General features: G+C 29.8%; 3 protein-coding genes. All 3 read right to left on the reverse strand.

Annotated elements, in window-relative coordinates; genetic code table 11:
• Positions 1 to 107: 107 nt before the first annotated feature.
• The 3 genes from KPL38_RS18685 to KPL38_RS18695 all read right to left on the reverse strand — a co-directional run bounded on the left by KPL38_RS18685 (position 108) and on the right by KPL38_RS18695 (position 3,257).
• The gene (locus KPL38_RS18685) at positions 108 to 533 is read right to left on the reverse strand and encodes a hypothetical protein (RefSeq protein ID WP_216290642.1); all 426 of its coding nucleotides are present in this window, start codon (positions 531 to 533) and stop codon (positions 108 to 110) included.
• 544 nt (positions 534 to 1,077) lie between these two features.
• Positions 1,078 to 2,088: a DUF3231 family protein gene (locus tag KPL38_RS18690; RefSeq protein ID WP_216290643.1), complete on the reverse strand. Its 1,011-nt coding sequence runs from the start codon at positions 2,086 to 2,088 to the stop codon at positions 1,078 to 1,080.
• A 236-nt stretch (positions 2,089 to 2,324) separates the two neighbouring features.
• Positions 2,325 to 3,257 carry a DUF3231 family protein gene (locus KPL38_RS18695; protein ID WP_216290644.1) on the reverse strand — a complete coding sequence of 311 codons (933 nt, stop codon included), beginning with the start codon at positions 3,255 to 3,257 and terminating at the stop codon, positions 2,325 to 2,327.
• Between the last annotated feature and the right edge of the window lie 75 nt (positions 3,258 to 3,332).

Below are 3,332 nucleotides of genomic sequence, written 5' to 3' on the forward strand. Positions count from 1 at the left end.
GATGTGCTTCTTCCATGGTCCAAGGATTTACCGAATAGCTGCAGAAAGCCGCTAAAGAAATAATATCATAGCTCATACCTTACGTTAAGGTGTGGGCTATTTGACGCTTACCTACATTTAAATACAAAAGCCTCTATCCTCGTATTTGGTAAATGCTTTGTTTTAGGATGAGTATTAAAGTCTAGATAAGGATTTTTACCTTTTTTCCTAGCTTTTATTAAAAAGTCCGCGGAGCTTGTGGTGGTGTTCTTTAATATGAATATTTTTTCACACTCATTTTCCATCGCAGCGTATAAATCATGCCCTGTATATTTTAAAAAATCCTTTAAAGTGTCCTCTTGTGTGTGGAGTTCAGTATTTATAAGAACAAACTGGAGATCACCAACAATACCATGAAGCTCCAGCTTTACACGGTTTTCTTTGATTTTTTTAGCTTCAATTTTTAATAATTCATCATCGTTTAAAAAATTTTTATTTGTTAAAGATTTTTCTTTATGAGCTAAATGCATATTCCACAAATTTGGTATAATCATATTTTCCAGGTTAATCATCTCCCTAAGTTAATACATTATTATTAATTGAATAACCGCGTATTCAATTGACTATAAAGTTTGGCCATCATATATTTACAGGAATTCCCTAACCTTTTGAGAAACTTATATCTATCACAGTTAAAACTAAAAAGATATAGGCATAAAACTATTGAACTACGAAAAACTATCTGTAAAAATAATCTCAAGTATACATAATATTTAATATATATGCTGGATAACTAAATTTATAACGCATTTGCACATTAATTTCACTTTCCCTCTTATCAATATTTTAATAAAATTAATAGCTTACTTTTTATTTACAATATTTGTTTTTAATTATATAATTAATTTAACCTATTATGTTTAACAACTAAAAGCTGTATTCTTTCTAAAGAGTACAGCTTTTCTATGTTTACTTACTCTAAATCTTTCGATAATACTTTTGTAATGCTTTAGCAATTTTATAAAATGTGTCAATTAAAGGCACACAATATAATTTTAATTATATTGTGTGCCTTTGATAGGTTGTTACTGAAACAAATTATTTTTGTTTTCCTACTAAATCTTTATGTCTTAATACAGCGGGTGGTTGTTCAAGCCAAGTATTATCAATCATAATTTTAGCACCCTTTTGAGAAAATTTCAGGATTTGAGCCGTATATTTAAAGTATAGTGTATATAAATCAGCTCTTAAACTTTCCGACATAGCCATACCCAAGCTACCTGTTGCTGAAGCAGATAATACTAGCATATGAGTTAGCATTAATTTTTCTGAAAAAGGTGATGTTGTAGAATCAGTTACAAAAGAATCTGAAGCAGAAGGAACTGGTATATCGTCAGTTGAGAACTTTTCTGTGAGTTCCGAAATTATGTTGGATGACATATTCATGGCTTCAAAATAATAATCAGATATTTTTTCGTTTTTAGAAACCTGTCCGAAACCAGTTGCTAGTGCTCTACCCACTACATTTGAAAAAGTAAGTCCAAACAATTGAGTAACTTCATTTAAGAGCATTGGTCGTTTTTCACCCAATAAACCTATCATAAAATTCTGACTTTTAATATATTCAACTTTTTTAGATACCTCTACAAATGGTGCTCTTATAAATATACCCTTTGATAATCGTAACTCTGCTGATCTGTTATAAAGGTCTATAGAATCATATATGCGCTTTGAAAAGTAATCCCTCATATCAGACCGTGCCATTTCATTTAAAATTAATGTGTAATTGTGCATTGCAATTCTTGACATGAATGACAAATATGCCAAATAGAAAGAGTCTGAAAATAAACGTGGAGCATTAACATTAACATCATTATCTGTAAATCCATCAGGTATAGGCAACCCTGCCTGATTAAACAAACCAGTAATTTCTGTAATATGTTGATTGGACAAATCAAATGTTTTCTGTAATAGATCCTGTGTTTCAGTGTCTTCTATTCTATTTAGAAAATAGCTAAGAACTCTTACTGTTAAGCTTTCACTCATATAAGCATTCCATAGACCTGCTATTTCAGATGAAATCAGTAGTATTTTAGTTGTATCACCCATAAATAAAACCTCCATTCTTTTATAATGTTATATATAATGTTATATATAATATTGCTTAGATGAACTTATTTTATGCTATTATATGGTATTCTCATTAAGAAAAATAAGATATGAGGACTTATAAGTGCAATACATAGTACTGAGAACAATATATAATTAGGTTTATCTTAATACTATGTTAATCAATGATATAAAACACAAATATCATAGAATTATGTTTTCATAACATTTGTCTTTTATTTTGTAAGCTGATTTCGGTCTTCCATTTGAGGAGGTTCTTCCATCCATTTGTGTTCAATCATTAGCTTGCTACCTTTTTTTGCAAAATCAAATGCATCCTTTGAAATAAGTGCCAGCTTAGTATGCAAATCACTTCTCAAACTAAATGATGTACCTAAAGCATTGTAACCTACTGCTGTGTTGTTCAATAAACTTGTAATAAACATCATAAGTTTATCTGAGAATGGTGTTATTGTTGAATCTGTGGCTCTGCCTGCCCATGTACTTGGAGGCTGAACATCACTTTGTAATAATATATCACTTAATTTAGAAATTATCTCTTTTGCTAATTCTTTGCCTTCAATGAAGTATTTTTTAACTTCATTGTCTGTTGCAACTTGTGCAAATCCTGTCATCAACTGCATACCAAAGATATTATCTTCAATACCTTCATTAAGAAACCCAACTTCAAGTGTATTTAATGAGCGTTTATCAGAAAAAGGATTATGACCACTCATGTAACTTTTATTTTCTATAAATTCTACTTTATTTGGCATAGTCACATATGGAGGCTTTGCAAGAACCCCTTTTCCTAATAGATATTTTGTTGTTATAGCATAGTATTCATTAGCAACCTCGTTGTTAATCTTAAATATATCTTGAACTTCTTTCTTATATGACATAGCTGAATATACAGAACAATACCCCATATTTAATTTCATCATTTGACGAAGAAACATTATATGAAATATATCATCAAAAAGAGTAGGTGCCTCCATTACAACATCCTGTTCAGAAAATGCTATTGGAAGAACTGCTTTTTCATTATTAAATATATCCACAATGTTAGCTTTTATATTTTCTCCTTTTGTAATAAATTCAGCTATTATGTTTTGAGCTTCTTTATCAATAGTTTGATTATCCCACAAAAAGCTTGTAATTACTTCCAAACGTAGTAATTATGATATAATAATATCAAAATCAGTACGTAGAGGAGGATTACTATGTTTTGCAAAAATAACGTT

Origin of the sequence: Clostridium psychrophilum, from assembly GCF_018861705.1 — a bacterium.
In the GTDB taxonomy this organism is placed as follows: domain Bacteria; phylum Bacillota; class Clostridia; order Clostridiales; family Clostridiaceae; genus Clostridium_AD; species Clostridium_AD psychrophilum.